At 52.6% G+C, this 15,276-nt stretch carries 16 protein-coding genes and 1 tRNA gene; 10 read left to right on the top strand and 7 right to left on the bottom strand.

Annotation, left to right across the window (positions count from 1 at the left end; translation table 11 throughout):
- Positions 1 to 2: 2 nt before the first annotated feature.
- Positions 3 to 89: transfer RNA gene (locus PGQ95_RS18595), tRNA-Leu, on the top strand.
- Positions 90 to 110: 21 nt separating this feature from the next.
- Here the strand turns inward: PGQ95_RS18595 and PGQ95_RS18590 are convergent.
- Positions 111 to 350: a DUF1435 domain-containing protein gene (locus tag PGQ95_RS18590; RefSeq protein ID WP_123273287.1), complete on the bottom strand. Its 240-nt coding sequence runs from the start codon at positions 348 to 350 to the stop codon at positions 111 to 113.
- Positions 351 to 615: 265 nt separating this feature from the next.
- Here PGQ95_RS18590 and PGQ95_RS18585 point away from each other — a divergent pair, with 265 nt between their 5' ends.
- Together PGQ95_RS18585 and fhuF are read left to right on the top strand one after the other, a co-directional pair.
- Positions 616 to 1,662 carry a GGDEF domain-containing protein gene (locus PGQ95_RS18585; RefSeq protein ID WP_430918998.1) on the top strand — a complete coding sequence of 349 codons (1,047 nt, stop codon included), beginning with the start codon at positions 616 to 618 and terminating at the stop codon, positions 1,660 to 1,662.
- Positions 1,663 to 1,774: 112 nt separating this feature from the next.
- On the top strand, positions 1,775 to 2,563 hold the full coding sequence (gene fhuF / locus PGQ95_RS18580) for a siderophore-iron reductase FhuF (protein ID WP_087858218.1): 789 nt from the start codon (positions 1,775 to 1,777) through the stop codon (positions 2,561 to 2,563).
- Positions 2,564 to 2,600: 37 nt separating this feature from the next.
- On the opposite strand, the gene PGQ95_RS18575 is transcribed toward fhuF, so the two are convergent.
- Positions 2,601 to 3,944 carry a PTS sugar transporter subunit IIC gene (locus PGQ95_RS18575; protein ID WP_213317829.1) on the bottom strand — a complete coding sequence of 448 codons (1,344 nt, stop codon included), beginning with the start codon at positions 3,942 to 3,944 and terminating at the stop codon, positions 2,601 to 2,603.
- Between the two features lie 336 nt (positions 3,945 to 4,280).
- Here PGQ95_RS18575 and PGQ95_RS18570 point away from each other — a divergent pair, with 336 nt between their 5' ends.
- Positions 4,281 to 4,739 carry a YbaK/EbsC family protein gene (locus tag PGQ95_RS18570; protein WP_087858220.1) on the top strand — a complete coding sequence of 153 codons (459 nt, stop codon included), beginning with the start codon at positions 4,281 to 4,283 and terminating at the stop codon, positions 4,737 to 4,739.
- Positions 4,740 to 4,747: 8 nt separating this feature from the next.
- Here PGQ95_RS18570 and bglJ read toward each other — a convergent pair whose 3' ends face one another.
- The 4 genes from bglJ to pobA all read right to left on the bottom strand — a co-directional run bounded on the left by bglJ (position 4,748) and on the right by pobA (position 8,449).
- Complete coding sequence (bglJ, locus tag PGQ95_RS18565; protein WP_228306553.1) at positions 4,748 to 5,428, bottom strand: DNA-binding transcriptional activator BglJ; 681 nt, start codon at positions 5,426 to 5,428, stop codon at positions 4,748 to 4,750.
- Positions 5,389 to 6,111, bottom strand: coding sequence for a helix-turn-helix transcriptional regulator (locus PGQ95_RS18560; RefSeq protein WP_087858222.1), 723 nt, complete (start codon positions 6,109 to 6,111; stop codon positions 5,389 to 5,391). The genes bglJ and PGQ95_RS18560 overlap by 40 nt, the downstream gene beginning before the upstream one ends.
- Positions 6,112 to 6,370: 259 nt before the next feature.
- The gene (locus tag PGQ95_RS18555; protein ID WP_087858223.1) at positions 6,371 to 7,240 is read right to left on the bottom strand and encodes a helix-turn-helix domain-containing protein; all 870 of its coding nucleotides are present in this window, start codon (positions 7,238 to 7,240) and stop codon (positions 6,371 to 6,373) included.
- A gap of 24 nt (positions 7,241 to 7,264) precedes the next feature.
- Positions 7,265 to 8,449: a 4-hydroxybenzoate 3-monooxygenase gene (gene pobA, locus PGQ95_RS18550; protein WP_213794989.1), complete on the bottom strand. Its 1,185-nt coding sequence runs from the start codon at positions 8,447 to 8,449 to the stop codon at positions 7,265 to 7,267.
- Positions 8,450 to 8,719: 270 nt separating this feature from the next.
- On the opposite strand from pobA, the gene PGQ95_RS18545 reads away from it, so the two are divergent.
- From PGQ95_RS18545 to opgB, 6 genes are all read left to right on the top strand, one after another.
- Positions 8,720 to 9,496 (top strand): threonine/serine ThrE exporter family protein, encoded by a 777-nt coding sequence (locus PGQ95_RS18545; protein ID WP_087858225.1) that lies wholly within the window; start codon positions 8,720 to 8,722, stop codon positions 9,494 to 9,496.
- On the top strand, positions 9,487 to 9,960 hold the full coding sequence (locus PGQ95_RS18540) for a threonine/serine exporter (protein ID WP_348854255.1): 474 nt from the start codon (positions 9,487 to 9,489) through the stop codon (positions 9,958 to 9,960). The genes PGQ95_RS18545 and PGQ95_RS18540 overlap by 10 nt, the downstream gene beginning before the upstream one ends.
- Before the next feature lie 85 nt (positions 9,961 to 10,045).
- Positions 10,046 to 10,585, top strand: a complete 540-nt coding sequence (gene dnaT, locus PGQ95_RS18535) for a primosomal protein DnaT (protein ID WP_087858226.1) — start codon at positions 10,046 to 10,048, stop codon at positions 10,583 to 10,585.
- A 2-nt stretch (positions 10,586 to 10,587) separates the two neighbouring features.
- Positions 10,588 to 11,325: a DNA replication protein DnaC gene (gene dnaC / locus PGQ95_RS18530; protein WP_026612409.1), complete on the top strand. Its 738-nt coding sequence runs from the start codon at positions 10,588 to 10,590 to the stop codon at positions 11,323 to 11,325.
- A gap of 65 nt (positions 11,326 to 11,390) precedes the next feature.
- Positions 11,391 to 11,882 carry a DUF2501 domain-containing protein gene (locus PGQ95_RS18525; protein WP_015368407.1) on the top strand — a complete coding sequence of 164 codons (492 nt, stop codon included), beginning with the start codon at positions 11,391 to 11,393 and terminating at the stop codon, positions 11,880 to 11,882.
- Between the two features lie 256 nt (positions 11,883 to 12,138).
- Positions 12,139 to 14,430 carry a phosphatidylglycerol--membrane-oligosaccharide glycerophosphotransferase gene (gene opgB, locus PGQ95_RS18520; protein WP_213317826.1) on the top strand — a complete coding sequence of 764 codons (2,292 nt, stop codon included), beginning with the start codon at positions 12,139 to 12,141 and terminating at the stop codon, positions 14,428 to 14,430.
- Between the two features lie 27 nt (positions 14,431 to 14,457).
- Here opgB and PGQ95_RS18515 read toward each other — a convergent pair whose 3' ends face one another.
- Positions 14,458 to 15,273, bottom strand: a complete 816-nt coding sequence (locus tag PGQ95_RS18515) for a GNAT family N-acetyltransferase (protein WP_213317825.1) — start codon at positions 15,271 to 15,273, stop codon at positions 14,458 to 14,460.
- Positions 15,274 to 15,276 lie beyond the last annotated feature (3 nt).

Genomic DNA, 15,276 nt, shown 5'->3' with positions numbered 1-15,276 from the left:
GTGCGAAGGTGGCGGAATTGGTAGACGCGCTAGCTTCAGGTGTTAGTGTCCTTACGGACGTGGGGGTTCAAGTCCCCCCCCTCGCACCAATATTCTTACCCTTCTCTGTTTTATCCCATCAGCTTCAAATTCAACATTATCAGCATTATTCCACTAACCAACGCTACGCTTGACGGCAACAGTACGAAATGACGCAACTGACGGTGCCAGATCATAGCCGCCGATAGTAATAACCCCAAAGCAATCATCACGCGCCAGGCTTCCACCGGCAGACCAATCATGCCTAACACCATCACCAGGACGCCCGGCAGCAGAATTCCCCAACCACTCCCTAAAGCTCGCTGCAACATGGTTTTGCCTCTTACAACGATAATGATAACCAATATCATATGATAATTTTTATCATTTGTCATCTCAGGGCGTTCAACTTTTATTACTCTTGCACTCAGGGGTAATGACATACATTCATTGGGATGATAAATTAAGCAAATTAAATCTATATATTAAATTGTCTGATCATTTGCGCAGATATCCTTATATTATGCATTGTTTTATATTTTCCCCCTTTGGCAGCCATCATCTTGAAACTTAACTACTAATAATGATAGTACCTATATGACTGCACAAACCTGGCGGGCTCATTATGAGCAAAAATATCAGTATTCCTTACGACTTTTTTTATTACTTAATTGTGTTTCTGCTGCTCTGGCGCTGTTCAGCCCGCTGTTTACCATTGTCACCGTCACATTGCCGAGTGCGCTGATCTGTGCGGCCAGCATGGGCTTATTGTTATGGAATTGGAAATTCCCAAAACAGAAAATAAATATTCCTGTTATTTCTCTGTTATTTGGCGTGCTATGGGCCTGGCACATCGTAATAAAATCCTCATTGTTACCCCCTCCGCATTTTAACTTTCTGGTTATTGCCTTATTAAGCATCCTGTTTATTGGAACTATCGCTTTTTCTAACAATATCATCGCCTTTACTCTACATTCTCTACCGACTTTTATGGTGTGTCTGGCGCTGGCTGGCGGTGAACAATGGCTGCGGATGTTTTACTGCTTTGTCCTGCCTGTTGCCGGGATTACGTTGCAAAACATTATGCAAAAGCGCAGCGATAATTTTACCCAAGGGCTAATGGATAAATTGCTGCAAGAGCGTAACACCCTGAACGATCTCAGTATGCTTGATCCTTTGACCGGTCTTTATAACCGTCGCGGCTTGCAAAACCGGATGGATAACATCCTGGCAGTGGATTCGCGCGAACATTTCATCCTGCTGTTGGATATTGACCATTTCAAAGCCTACAACGATAACTATGGCCATATGATGGGCGACCAGGCGTTAATCCAGGTATCGGCGGCGATTCGTAATTCCGTGCGCTCACGCGATATCGTCGCTCGCTTTGGCGGTGAAGAGTTCATGGTCGTGCTAACCAGTAGCACGGCGGAAACCGCCTTCCAGACGGCAGAACGCATTCGCCAGCGGGTTTACGATTTAAAAATCGCGCATCGTTTTAACGAGAGCGTCGCTACCAATGTCACCATCAGTATAGGTATGACCCCGCTGGTGGATGGCGATATCGACAGTGCGATAAAACGCGCCGATAGCGCGCTATATGAAGCCAAAAATCAGGGGCGTAATATCATTCTCGTCAACTAACGCTTCCAGCCCGCCGCAAGGGATACGCGGCGCTGACAAATCGCTTGCGCTCCCTGCGCTGAACAACTAGTATCAGCAATCATTATCATTTAGATTTGTATCTGGAAATCTGATGGCTTACCGTACCTTCTCCTTCAGCGATGATATTATTTGGCGTGCGCCGCTTGCGCCCGTCGAGCACGCTTTGGCGAATGCGATACGGGAAAAGATCGCGGCGGTACGCCCGCATCTGCTGGATTTCCTGCGTCTGGATGAAGAAGCGCCGCCGCTTACCCTGACCCTCGCGGAATGGTCGCAACCCACCACCCTCATTTCGTTGTTGGCCACCTATTCCGATCATATTTATCGCCATCAGCCCGGCCAGCCGCGTGAACAAAAACCCCTGCTGTCACTCTGGGCGCAGTGGTATATCGGCCTGCTGGTACCGCCGCTGATGCTGGCGTTACTAACAGAAGAACAAGCTATTAGCCTTGAACCGGAGCATTTTCGCGTTGAGTTCCATGAAAGCGGGCGCGCGGCTTGCTTCTGGATTGACGTGCATGCCGACCATGATGCGCTAATGCTTTCCGCGCAAGCGCGTATGGATATGTTGGTCAATAAAGCCCTGAAGCCGGTGGTGGAAGCGCTGGAAGCTACCGGCGACATTAACGGTAAGCTTATCTGGAGCAATACCGGCTATTTGATTAACTGGTATCTCGGTGAAATGAAAAATCTGCTTGGCGACGAGCAGGTTAACGCGCTACGTCAACACTGTTTTTTTGCAAAACAACAGGCCAGTGGCGAGGATAATCCGCTGTGGCGGACGGTAGTCGTGCGCGAAGGGCTACTGGTACGCCGAACTTGCTGTCAACGTTATCGCCTGCCGGACGTTCAGCAATGCGGCGACTGCACGTTAAAGTAATCATCTGACGGGCGGCAATATGCCGCCCGTTGTTATTTTATGCGGTCTGCTCGTTCTCCTGCTCGGCGCGCTGCGCCTCTTCAGCTTCCTGCGCCAGCAGTTGCTTTTCGTACACCTTAAAGAACGGGAAGTAGATGATTGCCGATACGCAGGCAAGAATAACGACCAGGATCGCCGCGCGGAAATCCCATCCCAGAGCCCATGCGCCGCCAATCGGCGCCGGCGCCGTCCACGGTACGACCGAGATAACTCGGCCTATCAGATCCAACTTCATGGCCGCCCAGGCAATCACCGCGTTAACCATCGGCGCCAGCAGGAACGGAATAAAGAATACCGGGTTCATGACGATAGGCGTACCGAAGATAACCGGCTCGTTAATGTTAAACAGGCTTGGCACCACGCTTAAACGACCAATAGAGCGCAAATGCGCAGAACGACTGCGTAGATAACAGAACACCAAGCCCATCGTGGCGCCAGAACCGCCTACGACAATAAAGAACGTCCAGAACGCTTCCATGAAAATATGCGGCAGCGGCGCGCCCTGCGCCAGAGCCTGCTGGTTCATCCCCAGATTAGTGAGCCAGAACATCTGCAGCATACCGGAAACAATCGCCGCCCCGTGAATCCCTGCGAACCACAGCAGGTGGCCAATCAACACTGCCAGCAGAATAGCCGGTAATGAATCCGCGGCGGATACCAGCGGCTTAAAGATAGCCATAATGGCCTGCGGGATCAGCAGGTCGAAATGATGCTGGATAAACAAGCTCAGAGGATAGAGCGTCAGTACCACCACCAGAACCGGGATCAACAGATCGAAAGAGTTTTTGATCATCGGCGGCACTTGATCCGGCAGGCGGATCCCGATGTTGTGCGCCCTTAAGAAACGCATCATCTCAACACAGTAAATCGCGACCAGGATCGCGGTAAAGATCCCGGTACCTCCCAGGCTATCAACCGGCAGAGTGCCGTTGGTTTTTGGCGCAGCGATCAGTAGAAAGGCCATGATCGACAGCATGGCGCACATGAAAGGATCGAGCTGGTACGCCTTTTCATAATGTTTGCCCAGGTTGTAGGAAATCGCCGCGCAGATATAAATAGACATGATGCCCATGGTCATATCAAAAGGCGTCAGAATGCGTCCTTCGAACTCTTTGGCCAAATCCAGCCAGGCGCGGGCGAAGCCCCAGGTGGTATCCGGTGAAAACGGCGGATAGGCGAAGACCAAGAGAAAGGAGCCTACAATCATAAACGGCATGGCCGAGATAAATCCGTCACGAATAGCCATGACGTGGCGCTGCGATGAAATGCGCCCGGCAACGGGACTTATATAGTTCTCTACAAAGCGAAATATCAGATTAAACGCAGCATGGTTTGCAGACATAGCAGCCCTCCTGACAGGCTATCGAAACAGGACCAACAACGGTAATCTTGCCGCTATGCTGAAATTAACTGCAGACGGATTGTGGCTGACCGGGACTGACGGTTGCCATAATGCCAGCAGGAGGATCTCATGCGCGGCTGTTAGTTATCTTTGGTACAGGGAGTTACCATGTCAGTATTCATCGACGAGCGCGATCCTGCAACCGGTTACAGTAACCGGTTGCGGCGATTGTGAAGAAGATCCAGAAATCAGAATAATTCCTGATTATCCATCGACAATATTTACAGATTTCCGGCCTTGTGACAGATTTAAGCGGATAACTACCAGGAGAACCCCATGAGTCTGCAGTCCGTGAGGCAGTTTTTTGCTGAGCATGCCCCCGATATTGAAATCATCGAGTTGAATCAAAGTACGGCGACCGTTGCGCTTGCCGCCGCCGCGCATCGTGTCGAGCCGGGGCAAATCGCTAAGACTTTATCCTTAAAGGTAAAAGAACGGGTTATATTGATCGTCGCTAAAGGCGATGCTCGCCTTGATAATAAGAAGCTGAAAGACGCCTTCGGGGCAAAAGCGCGGATGCTCAGCAGTGATGAAGTCGTTACGCTAACCGGCCACCCCGTCGGCGGCGTCTGTCCGTTTGGCCTGGAAAACCCTCTGCCGGTCTATTGCGATGTTTCACTCAAGCAGTACGCCGAAGTTCTACCGGCAGCAGGGGCAATTCATAGTGCGGTACGAATTTCGCCTGAGCGCATGGCACAACTGACAGAAGCCGATTGGGTGGACGTCTGCCTGTAACTTGCCGGTTATTGCGCCAGGCACATTCCTGGCCCATCGTCGTTATTCGCCGGCAGACACAGCAGAATGTCCGCCGCGCTAAGCAGGCCAATATCAGAGTTAACGCCCAGTTTGGTCATCGCGTTAAATTTATGTGCGCGAATGGTTTTGATATTTCTATCAAGCTGGGTGGCAATTTCGGGCAATGAATAGCCATAGGTCATATAACGCAGTATCGTATGCTCCGTCGGGCTAAGAATTTGCCCACAGGAGCTGTAGCTGCGCTCCAGAATGCTTTCTTTATCCAATGGCGCCTGCTCGATCAGCTGCAGTAAACGTTCCTGCAGACGAGTAAGGCAAGATGATTTATTCAGAATCGTTTGCGGGCTTGAAGGTGTCAGATGACTGATCAGACGCATTTCCGCCGTATTATCCGCCAGTACAATTCGCTGTATTTCGGGTCGCGTTTGCGCTATTTCATGTAAAAAAAGCAGGCTTTCCAGACGAATACGTCGGCTACCGGAAAGAGAAAAAATAACGGCGATAAAGTTTTTGGAAGCGAATTCACGCTTTAAGGCCTGAGTATCTTTATAAAAATGAATGCTATATTTTTTACCTGCTTCATTATCTAAAATATAACGAAGCGCCATCTCAGTCATTGCGCATTTTTCTACGATAGCGACACATCGTGTTGTGAGATTTTTTTCCATTCCGTGTTATCTCCATAGGCTGAATACAGATTCAGTTCCTTCATTCCTTGAGCGCTATTGATCCAGGCATACATTTCTGCATTACTGCGTAACGAAAGTCGGCGCATGGCGCTATTTTTCTGCGCGCTTATCGTTTTATTGCTTTTTTTCAACAAGGCAGCAATCTGGTTAATTCCCCACCCTTTTGCCAGTAACCGCAACACTTTGCGCTCTGAAAAGGTTAAGATGACCGTATCGCTAGCATCATCACCTAAGTTGTCCATCTCGGGTGAAAAGAGTGTCTGGCTAATTCTTTCGGCAGAAGCTTTACCAGCTCGGATAACCTCAATGAAACGTTTGACCGGCTCGCTATCAGAAATCAGAGAACTTTCCGGCCGCATCAGAAACTCAACTGCCAGTGGGAAGCAGGAGTGACCAACCATAAAGATCCAGTGAATATCCCGGTATTGATTCATTAACGAATAATAATGCTCACAAATATCTCGCGGGCGTTCAATGTGACCGGAGAGGTCGACGAGAACCAGCACGGCGCGGCGAAGCTGAAGCAGCGTGAGTTCATCCTGTGAACCACAGAAACTCAGATCGTAATCAGGGAGATGCTCCCTTAAAATAGCCTTCAAACCCGATTGCATAACCGGTATTCTACTAATGATGACGCCAAATTTACCTTGTCCTGGCAACATAAAACCTCCACCTCCTGTCAAAGATTCACACCCGAAATAAATAACGGATGAATGGCTACTATAATATTATTTCGCCAATTGAATCTTTATCGTCCCTGGTGGGCATGACGTATGCCCTGAAGTTAATTCCATAACCGTGAGGGATATTTTTGCATTACTCTCACCAACGATTTACCCTAACACAAAATGATGCCATCAATAAATTAGAAAAAATTAAAAGCCTCATTAGAAAAATTACCTTAAGAATTAAATAAATAATTTATTTAATTTCTTTCCTAAATGCTTTCGGTGAGACCCCACTATATCGTCGAAAGAATCTCGAAAAATAAGCAGCATCAGTAAACCCCAAATAATCAGAAAGTTGGGTGATAGTCATGCTGGTATATTGCAGGTTACGCCGCGCTTCCAACATTAAACGTTGATGTAATACGCCTAATGCGCTGCAGCCATGAAATTCACGACACAAATAATTTAAATGCGTTGCGGAAAGCCCCACTAGCTTTGCATATTCAGCCAGCGGCAGATGTTCCCGGTAGTGGCTTTCAATCAGACGGGAAAAATGGCGCATGACGCTGCGCTTACGTTCGGCTTTGTCTTCTGTCACGGGTGTCGGCCGGCACTGGCGGTTTAACCATACTAATAGCGCTCCCAGCAGCGAATGGAGCATCATTTCGCGCGCATCATGCTCTTCGCAATATTCTTCACGTAAGGCGGTAAACAACGAACGAATATGGCCGCGGGAGCGTTTCACCGCCACGCACTGCGGCTGCGATAGCACATCAAGCGTGCGCCCAAACTGGCTTTCAAAGCGGCTCAGCAACGGCTGCGACAGCGACAGGACAAACCCTTGCGTGCCGGGCGAGAAACGAAAGCCATGAATACATAATGCCGGCACGACCTGTATACAGGCTTCGGTCATCACCCTGGTGACGCCTTCGATTTCAATTTCAGCGCGCCCCTTATGCAGATATAAAAGCTGCACCATTTCGGCATGTTGATGTACGCGGATATGCCACTCATAAAGGCTGCTGCGCTGCAAAATGGATTCGCAATGCAGCAGATCCGGCGTCGGCCAACCGCGCTCTTCGCCATACAGGGTAAAAACGGGAATCGTGTTCGCGGTTAACATGGTCTCTCCAGTTTTCGTTTGTCGTTACGTGACGCGCTCCATCGGCAGCCCCACATAATTTTCGGCAATGGTCGTTAGCCCGGCTCGAGAACCCAGATAGTAGCGGCGGTCGGCGGCCTGCATTTTTTTATCGAATTCATTCTGTTCAGGAAAGTCGTGCAACAGGCGAGTCATAAACCAGCTGAATCTTTCTCCTTTCCACACGCGGTCGAGAGCAAAGCGCGAATAGCTGGCAATAAGATCCGCGCGGCCATGGTGATAATATTCGCGCAGGATCCGCCATAAATAATTGACATCCGACGCCGCCAGATTCAGCCCCTTTGCGCCGGTTGGCGGCACGATATGCGCGGCATCTCCGACCAGAAACAGTCTGCCGTACTGCATCGGCTCAACGACATAACTGCGCAGCGGCGCAATGCTCTTCTCAAGTGAGTGACCAGTTACTAACTTATTTGCCAGATCCTCCGGCAGGCGGCGTTTTAGCTCATCCCAGAAGCGTTCATCAGACCACGCCGAGACGCTATCGCTTAGCGGCACCTGCAGGTAATAGCGGCTGCGGGTGAGTGAGCGCTGACTACACAATACAAATCCGCGTTCGTGATGAGCGTAAATCAGCTCCGGATTCACCGGCGGCGTATCCGCCAGCAAACCTAACCAACCAAACGGCCACACGCTTTCATACTCTTTGAGAATGTCACGTGGAATACTTTGCCGCGAAACGCCGTGGAAACCATCGCAACCGGCAATAAAGTCACACTCCAGTCGACACTTTTCGCCGCCGCTCACGTAGGAGACCACCGGCCGGTCGCTCTTAACATCCTCGATTGCCACCTCGCTAACGCCATAGATAATCGCCGCGCCGCTGTCGCGTCTTGCCGCCATCAGGTCACGGGTGACTTCAGTCTGACCGTAAACCATCACGCTTTTACCGCCGGTCAACTCGCTAAGCGGTACCGGTACCCGCTGGCCTTCAAATAAAAACTCCACGCCATGATGAACCAGCCCTTCCGCGTCCATGCGCTTCGCCACCCCCGCTTCACGCAGTAGTTCGACGGTACCGTTTTCAAGTATCCCCGCGCGGATGCGCCCCAGCACATATTCCGCACTCTGACGTTCAAGGATGACGGTATGAATACCAGCGTTATGCAGCAGTTGGCCTAACAGCAGCCCCGAAGGGCCCGCGCCAATAATGGCAACCTGTGTTCTCATAGGGTACTCGCTCTCGAAAGTTAATTATTTGTTTGTTTTTTGTTTATTAAAAGTTCACAGATGCATTTTTGATAACTCAAACGGGAAAAAGAAGGGATGAATGGCGGTAAAAATTGCACTTTCCAACGAAGTGGTGAAAGTGTGGCGCGGTTCAAATTTCAGCCAACGCCATTGATGGAGCAATTTTTGCACATTGTTTGATCCGGCACGCCGCACAACGGGGTGGAGTTCAGGTACAAGTATTAATAGAGACGCGGACAGCAGGTACTTATGCAGGCAGATAAATCAGAGCAGCGCGCCGTCACCCGGTTGTGCATCCAGTGTGCCCTTTACTTACTCCAGCACGGTGCGGAAAGCGCGCTGGTTGAGGAGCTTTCTACCCGCCTCGGGCGAGCGTTAGGTATGGATAGCGTTGAGAGCGCCATCTCCTCTAACGCGATTGTGCTCACCACGATTAAAAATGGTGAATGCCTGACTTCTACCCGCAAAAACAGCGATCGCGGAATTAACATGCACGTGGTGACGGAGGTACAACATATCGTGATCATGGCCGAACATAAGCTGTTGGATTACAAAGATGTCGAGAAGCGCTTTTCGCAGATCAAACCCTTGCGCTACCCGCGTTGGCTGCTGGTATTGATGGTTGGCCTCTCCTGCGCCTGCTTTTGTAAATTGAACAACGGCGGCTGGGATGGCGCGGTGGTTACCTTCTTTGCCAGCACCGTCGCCATGTATATTCGCCAGCTGCTGACCCATCGTTCCATGCATCCGCAGATTAATTTCTGCATTACCGCCTTCGTCGCTACCACGATTTCCGGGCTGATGCTGCGTCTGCCGGCCTTTAGCGACACGCCGACTATCGCCATGGCCGCCAGCGTGCTGTTGCTGGTTCCCGGCTTTCCGTTAATTAACGCCGTGGCCGATATGTTCAAGGGCCATATTAATACCGGGCTGGCCCGCTGGGCGATCGCCAGCCTGCTGACGCTGGCGACCTGTATTGGGGTGGTGATGGCAATGACCGTGTGGGGGCTACGCGGATGGGCATAATCTCTTATCTTTTCGACCTGGCGCAGGATATGGCGCTGGCGGCCATCCCTGCCGTCGGCTTTGCGATGGTGTTCAACGTTCCACAGCGCGCGCTGCGCTGGTGCGCGTTACTGGGGGCTATCGGCCACGGCTCGCGGATGATAATGATGAGCGCAGGCTTCAATATAGAATGGGCCACCTTTCTCGCCGCGTTACTGGTTGGCAGTATCGGCATTCAATGGTCGCGCTGGTATCTGGCGCACCCGAAGATATTTACCGTCGCCGCAGTGATCCCGATGTTCCCTGGGATTTCGGCTTATACGGCGATGATCTCGGCCGTTAAAATCAGCCATTTTGGTTACTCCGAAGAGATGATGATTATGCTGTTGAGCAACTTTTTAAAAGCCTCCTCCATCGTCGGGGCGCTCTCTATCGGGCTATCTATTCCCGGTTTGTGGCTCTATCGCAAACGCCCGCGCGTATAACCGGCAGCGCTGCTTCCTGGCCTCGCACTATGCTACTATGTCAGCAATTCCCCCACTCTTTGCTGTTCAGAGTTGAGATAGCGTTATGTCTTCACGAATTTTAACCACCGACTTTTGCGGTCTTGACGATTTCGTCGAGAACCACGCGGCCAGGCTGCAAAAATCAGCCAGCGGCGCCGTCGCCGTGTTTGCCAATAACGCCCCGGCGTTTTACGCGCTGACGCCGGAGCGCCTGGCGCAGTTGCTGGAACTGGAAGCGAAACTGGCGCGCCCCACCAGCGATATCGCGCTGGATGCGCAGTTCTTTGACGAGCCGAGCGCCGCGCCCGTCGCCGTGCCGATGGGGAAATTCGCCATGTATGCCGGCTGGCAGCCGGATACCGATTTTCAGCGTCTGGCGGCGCTGTGGGGCATCGCCCTGACGCAGCCGGTCACCCCTGAAGAACTGGCTGCCTTTGTCGCCTACTGGCAGGCGGAAGGCAAAGTTTTCCACCACGTGCAGTGGCAGCAAAAGCTGGCGCGTAGCGTGCAAATCGGCCGCGCCAGCAACGGCGGGCAGCCGAAGCGCGATGTGAACACCATTAGCGAACCCGATAACCAGATCCCGCGAGGTTTCCGAGGATGAGCATGAAAAACGTTGGCGATCTCATGAAGCGCCTGCAAAAAATGATGCCAGCCCACGTGCAACCGGCGTTTAAAACCGGCGAAGAGCTGTTGGCCTGGCAAAAAGAGCAAGGTAAGCTGCGTTCAGAGGCGCTGGAGCGGGAAAATCGGGCGATGAAAATGCAGCGCACCTTTAACCGCTCCGGGATCCGTCCATTACATCAGAACTGTTCATTTGATAATTACCGGGTCGAAAACGACGGGCAGATGATAGCCCTATCCCGCGCCCGCCAGTACGTTGAAGAGTTTGACGGCAATATTGCGAGCTTTATCTTCTCCGGCAAGCCGGGCACCGGTAAAAATCATCTTGCCGCCGCTATCTGCAACGAGCTGCTGCTGCGCGGTAAATCGGTATTAATCATCACCGTCGCCGATATTATGTCGGCGATGAAAGATACCTTTGGTAATCGGGAAACCAGCGAAGAGCAATTGCTAAGCGACCTGAGCCGGGTCGATCTGCTGGTTATCGACGAAATCGGTATGCAAACCGAATCGCGCTACGAGAAAGTGATCATCAACCAGATTGTCGATCGTCGCTCCTCCTCGAAACGCCCGACCGGCATGCTGACCAACAGTACCATGGATGAAATGAACAAACTGCTCGGCGAACGCGTCATGGATCGCATGCGCCTTGGTAATAGCCTGTGGGTAAACTTCACCTGGGATAGCTACCGCGATCGCGTTACCGGTAAAGAGTATTGAGAGATTTCCGAGCTCAAGCGGCGTTATACTGAAGAGATTCTTAAGTAACGACGAAGAGTACGTTTATGAAATCTTTGCAGACAGCTTTTTGCGCCGCTATCGCAGCCGGCGCGTTGATGGCGGCCCCCACCTACGCCGCCTCCTGGCAGGACTCACTCAATAGCGCCGCCAGCCAGCTCAGCAGCAGTTCCCAGCAAAGCGGCGGTGGTATGTCGATGTCGTCCTTAACCAGCCTGCTCAACGGCGGCAACCAGGCGCTCACCTCCAGCAGCATGAACAATGCCGCCGGCGTTCTCTCTTATTGCGCGCAAAAAAAACTGACCTCGGTCACCAACGCCGACAACGTGAAAAACCAGGTACTGGATAAGCTTGGCCTGAGCACGCCGGAGAAACAGAAACAGGATACCGGTTATCTGGAAGGGCTACAGGGATTGCTGAGCAGTAATAACGGCCAGCAGTTGAATCTGAACACCCTGGGCAGCAGCCCGCTGGCTGAAAAAGTGAAGACTAAGGCCTGTGACCTGGTACTGAAACAGGGCGTTAACTTCCTGTCTTAAATTTCCCCGCCGATGCCGCGTTTGGCGCTTTAGCGTCGCCAGCGCGGCCGCAATCGCTATTTTTACTTTTCTGCTCCTGTTTTCCCCGTGACGACAGGATGAGACATCGTACAAAAAAGACGCTTTCTAAACCAATTCTGAATCACAGCACACTTTCATGACACTACAATTGCAGCAGAAAGACGCTGCCATTACAGTGTAGCGTGAAAATCGATCTATCCGGCCAGCCCGCCGCTGGCGCACATGAGGGTTAGCTGTGTCAGAGTTGTTATCCATCGCCTTGTTTCTCGCCTCGGTGGTGATCTATGCCTGGAAAGCCGGTCGCAATACCTGGTGGTTCTCTGCCACTCTTGCGGTGCTGGGGCTGTTTGTTGTGCTCAATATCACCCTCTACGCCAGCGACTACTTCACCGGCGACGGTATTAACGACGCGGTACTCTATACCCTGACCAACAGCCTGACCGGCGCGGGCGTCAGTAAATATATTCTGCCGGGTATCGGTCTGGTGCTGGCGCTGGTCGCCGTATTTGGCGCCCTCGGTTGGATATTACGCCGTCGCCGCCACCATCCGCATCACTTTGGCTACAGCCTGATAGCGCTGGTACTGGCGCTGGCCTCCGTCGACGCCAGCCCGGCGTTCCGCCAAATCACCGAACTCGTGAAATCGCAGTCCCGCGACGGCGATCCGGACTTCACGGCTTACTACAAAGAGCCGTCGAAAAGCATCAACAATCCGCAGCTGAATCTGGTCTATATCTACGGCGAGAGCCTGGAGCGCACCTATTTCAATAACGAGGCTTTCCCGGAGCTCACGCCGGAACTGGGTAAAATCAAAAGCGAAGGACTGGATTTCAGCAATACCGCACAGCTTCCCGGCACCGATTACACCATCGCCGGTATGGTCGCTTCCCAGTGTGGTATTCCGCTGTTCGCGCCGTTCGAAGGCAACGCTTCCGCGGCGGTATCCAGCTTCTTCCCGCAAAATATCTGTCTCGGCGATATCCTGAAAAATTCCGGTTACGAAAACTACTTTGTACAGGGCGCCAACCTGCGCTTCGCCGGTAAAGACGTTTTCCTCAAATCCCACGGTTTCGATCACCTGTACGGCGCGGAAGAGCTGAAAACAACGGTGGCCGACCCGTCCTACCGCAACGACTGGGGCTTCTACGACGACACCGTGCTTGACGAAACGTGGAAAAAGTTCGAAGAACTCTCCCAATCCGGCAAACGCTTTTCGCTGTTCGCCCTCACCGTCGATACCCACCATCCTGACGGCTTTATTTCGCGCACCTGCGAGCGTAAACGCTATGACATGGATGGCAAAAAGAATCTCTCCTTCAGCGCCGTGGCCTGTAGCCAGGAGCACATCGCCGCGCTAATTGAAAAGATTAAGGCCTCGCCGTACTTCAAAAATACGGTCATCGTGGTCTCGTCCGATCATCTGGCGATGAAAAACAGCGCCTGGGATTATCTGAACAAACAGGATCGCAGTAATCTGTTCTTTATCCTGCGCGGCGACCAGCCTCAGCAGGATGTGCTGGCCGTGAAGCGTAATACCATGGATAACGGCGCGACGGTGCTGGATATTCTCGGCGGCGATAACTATATCGGCCTTGGCCGCAGCAGCCTTTCCGCAGAATCGCTCTCCACTATCTTCATGAACATGAAAGAGAAGGTGCTGGCATGGAAACCGGACGTCATTCGTCTGTGGAATTTCCCGAAGGAGATTAAGAGCTTCAGCATCGACTCGCAGAAGAACATGATCTCATTCTCCGGTAGCCATTTCCGTCTGCCGCTGCTGCTACGGGTCTCGGATCAGCGCGTCGAGCCGATTCCGGAAAGCGAGTATTCCGCGCCGCTGCGCTTCCAGTTGGCGGACTTCGCCCCACGCGACAATTTCGTATGGGTCGACCGCTGCTACAAGATGGGCCAACTGTGGCGGCCGGAACTGGCGCTGTCCACCGACTGGTGCGTCTCGCAAGGTCAGCTGGGCGGCGAACAGCAGGTACAGCACGTCGACAAGCCGCAATGGCAGGGCAAAACCGCCTTCAAAGATACCGTTATCGATATGGAGCGCTACAAAGGCAACGTCGATACGTTGAAAATTGTCGATAACGATATTCGCTATAAAGCCGATAGCTTTGTGTTTAATGTCGCCGGCGCGCCGGAGGAGGTCAAACAGTTCAGCGGCATCTCGCGGCCTGAGCTGTGGGGACGCTGGTCCAACGCCCAGCTCGGTGACGAAGTGAAGATTGAATATAAAGAACCGCTGCCGGAAAAATTCGATCTGGTGATCACCGCCAAGGCCTTCGGCCCGAACGCCAACCAGCCAATACCGGTGCGCGTCGGGAAAAGTGAGCAAGTACTTACTTTAGCCAATGAAGTGACTACGACGACGCTGCATTTCGACAATCCGGCGCGCAGCAACACCTTAACTATCACTCCGCCGGAGCCGCAGTCCACCAACGAAGGCAATATTGTCGGCCACGCGCCGCGCCAGTTGGGCATTGGCATGGTGGATATTAAAATCGTCGGTCGCGAAGGTTAACACCTACGGCCCGGCGTCTGCGCCGGGCTAGTTCAAGCGCAGGCACATCTCGTACTGCTGCAGCGCCAGCGGCGCATAACCCGCCGATTTAAACAGCGGCGTGAAGGTTTCCGGGATGGTCACCGAAGTGCTTAATCCCGGAAACTGTTGAGCCAGCGCGATCAGCATTTCCCGCCCCAGCCCGCGTCCGCGCGCCGCCGGCGTCAGCCATAAAAACTGCAGCTGCGGCTTGCTGGCAGTGGTTGCCAGCACGGCGAAGGCCTGCTGCTGCAGCGTCAACGCCCGACATGGCAAGGTAATAAAGGTCAGTGGATCCAGCAGCCACGGCAGTTGTCCTTCCTGCTCCAGGCTTGCATGACGCAGCAGACTCAGCAAATCGTAATCCTCCAGGGGAGACTCACGCGGCTCCGCTTGCGTCTCGCTGAGATAGCCGCACAGCCCGTGACGCACCGCAAAGCCCAATGACTGATACAGCGCCACCGCCCGGTGGTTATCGCGGATTACCTCCAGCCACATTCGCTGTACGCCCTGAACCCGTAAATCGGCGATAAGCGAGGTCATCAATTGTCGCCCTCGTCCTTTGCCGCGAAATCCGGGATGAATAGCAAAAGCCGCCAGTCGCGCATCGCGCCCGCGGCGGGCGATGAGCCCGATAGCCGCCGGTTCATCTCCTGCCAGCCACACCTTAGACTGCAACAGGTTTAACCCTTCGGCGCTAAAGCGCTGTACAAACAGATCTACCGACATCGATACCGGCACCAGATAATCGGCAAAGCAGTCATTCAAAATCGTAGTCAACTGCGCGCCGCTAAACTGGACGGCAGGAACGGCGGTGAACTCCATGCA

The organism is Klebsiella sp. 141240 (genome assembly GCF_050600805.1).
GTDB lineage: Bacteria > Pseudomonadota > Gammaproteobacteria > Enterobacterales > Enterobacteriaceae > Klebsiella > Klebsiella aerogenes.
The sequence above is the reverse complement of the archived record's forward strand: the minus strand, read 5'-3'. Positions and strand labels throughout refer to the sequence as shown.

Bases quoted from the DNA above. Each gene is read 5' to 3' on its own strand.
- PGQ95_RS18590 (WP_123273287.1), bottom strand. From the start codon at position 350: ATGTTGCAGCGAGCTTTAGGGAGTGGTTGGGGAATTCTGCTGCCGGGC.
- PGQ95_RS18585 (WP_430918998.1), top strand. From the start codon at position 616: ATGACTGCACAAACCTGGCGGGCTCATTATGAGCAAAAATATCAGTAT.
- fhuF (WP_087858218.1), top strand. From the start codon at position 1,775: ATGGCTTACCGTACCTTCTCCTTCAGCGATGATATTATTTGGCGTGCG.
- PGQ95_RS18575 (WP_213317829.1), bottom strand. From the start codon at position 3,944: ATGTCTGCAAACCATGCTGCGTTTAATCTGATATTTCGCTTTGTAGAG.
- PGQ95_RS18570 (WP_087858220.1), top strand. From the start codon at position 4,281: ATGAGTCTGCAGTCCGTGAGGCAGTTTTTTGCTGAGCATGCCCCCGAT.
- bglJ (WP_228306553.1), bottom strand. From the start codon at position 5,428: ATGGAAAAAAATCTCACAACACGATGTGTCGCTATCGTAGAAAAATGC.
- PGQ95_RS18560 (WP_087858222.1), bottom strand. From the start codon at position 6,111: ATGTTGCCAGGACAAGGTAAATTTGGCGTCATCATTAGTAGAATACCG.
- PGQ95_RS18555 (WP_087858223.1), bottom strand. From the start codon at position 7,240: ATGTTAACCGCGAACACGATTCCCGTTTTTACCCTGTATGGCGAAGAG.
- pobA (WP_213794989.1), bottom strand. From the start codon at position 8,449: ATGAGAACACAGGTTGCCATTATTGGCGCGGGCCCTTCGGGGCTGCTG.
- PGQ95_RS18545 (WP_087858225.1), top strand. From the start codon at position 8,720: ATGCAGGCAGATAAATCAGAGCAGCGCGCCGTCACCCGGTTGTGCATC.
- PGQ95_RS18540 (WP_348854255.1), top strand. From the start codon at position 9,487: ATGGGCATAATCTCTTATCTTTTCGACCTGGCGCAGGATATGGCGCTG.
- dnaT (WP_087858226.1), top strand. From the start codon at position 10,046: ATGTCTTCACGAATTTTAACCACCGACTTTTGCGGTCTTGACGATTTC.
- dnaC (WP_026612409.1), top strand. From the start codon at position 10,588: ATGAAAAACGTTGGCGATCTCATGAAGCGCCTGCAAAAAATGATGCCA.
- PGQ95_RS18525 (WP_015368407.1), top strand. From the start codon at position 11,391: ATGAAATCTTTGCAGACAGCTTTTTGCGCCGCTATCGCAGCCGGCGCG.
- PGQ95_RS18515 (WP_213317825.1), bottom strand. From the start codon at position 15,273: ATGGAGTTCACCGCCGTTCCTGCCGTCCAGTTTAGCGGCGCGCAGTTG.